Origin of the sequence: Pseudomonas sp. GL-B-12, assembly GCF_019955895.1 — a bacterium.
Classification (GTDB): Bacteria; Pseudomonadota; Gammaproteobacteria; order Pseudomonadales; family Pseudomonadaceae; genus Aquipseudomonas.
This window is the reverse complement of sequence record NZ_JAHBCX010000083.1, coordinates 1-1,394: the sequence shown is the minus strand read 5'-3', so window position 1 is coordinate 1,394 and position 1,394 is coordinate 1. Positions and strand designations below refer to the sequence as shown.

Below are 1,394 nucleotides of genomic sequence, written 5' to 3'. Positions count from 1 at the left end.
CCGTATATGGACTCCCCCTCATTGCAAGCCCCGTTGCTTTGGCGCCCGTGCCGACTGCACACGTATATTCGGCCTCTAAATACGGCATCGTTTCGATGCAGGGCCATGATGGGCTATTCGCGCGCCGGCTCCCGATCGCTTTTTCGTGCTTTTCGCACTTGGACATTCGAGGGTTTTGCCGACGCCGGTTCGACCGGTTTGCCATCGTTCAGGTTGCTTCGCAATCGTGGTTAAGAGTTGTTTCTCTCGTAGAACTCGTCGGGTAAATAGATCAGGCCGCTGCCTGATTCGGTTGGTAATCAGTGTCGTGACGCAGCATCGCCCAAGCCATGCGTGCAGTTTTGTTGGCCAGCGCAATAGCGGCCACATTGGGATGCGATCGCTCGGCTAAACGAACGGCCCACTGGCTGAGCCGATCCTCTTTGGATTTGGCTGTGCGTAGCGCCGAGCGTGCGCCATGCACCATCAATGTTCGCAGGTACGTATCACCGCGCTTACTGATACCGAGCAGTCGATCCTTACCACCAGAACTGTGTTGCCTCGGTGTCAGTCCCAGCGAGGCGGCAAACTGTCGGCCATTGGCAAACTGACGGGCATCACCGAGAGCGACGACGAGCGCTGTGGCGATCATTGGACCGACACCGCGCAGCTGTTGAAGGCGAATGGCGGACGGCTCGTTTGTCGCGATCGCAGTGATCTCGCCGTCGAGCTGGCAAACACGCCCATCCAGCGCACGAAGGTCGTCCCACAAACCATCCAGTAGACGACGAAAGCGTGCCGTCAAACCGTTATCCGCATCCTCTAGCCAGCACGGTATTGCGCGACGCAGCATCAGCAATTCCTTCGGTGCAACGAGACCGTACTCGGCGACCAGCCCACGGTTCTGATTGGCTTTGGCCGTCCGCTGTTCGATTAAGCCGGCCCGGATGCGATGCGTCGCTTGGATATCCTGTTGTTCGATCGTCTTGATGGCGACGAAGCGCATGCTGGGACGGCTCATCGCTTCGCAGATCGCCTCGGCATCGTTCGCGTCGTTCTTGTTGCTTTTGACATAAGGTTTAACGAACTGGGGGGCGATCAGCTTGACTCGAAATCCGAGAGCTTCGAGTTGCCGCGCCCAATGATGGGCCCCACCGCAACTCTCCATGCCGATCTCACAACCAGGTTCGACCTTTTCCAGCACCGTTTGAAGCCAGCGATCACGTGGTAGCCGCTGCCGCCAGACCGGCTGCTCATGGCAATCCACACCGTGGATCTGAAACACGTTCTTGGCCAGGTCGACTCCAATGCGCATAAGCTTCATGTGTGGACTCCTTCTCACTGTTGACTGTGGTTCGCACCTTCAGTCTGGCACTCAAGATGCCGAAGTGAGGAGGAGTCCATCCCATTGCTTT

At 57.6% G+C, this 1,394-nt stretch carries 1 protein-coding gene; it reads right to left on the bottom strand.

The genetic code is table 11. From position 1 onward, the window contains the following. Positions 1-271: 271 nt before the first annotated feature. Positions 272-1,303, bottom strand: coding sequence for an IS110 family transposase (locus tag KGA85_RS29465; RefSeq protein ID WP_223543598.1), 1,032 nt, complete (start codon positions 1,301-1,303; stop codon positions 272-274). Positions 1,304-1,394 lie beyond the last annotated feature (91 nt).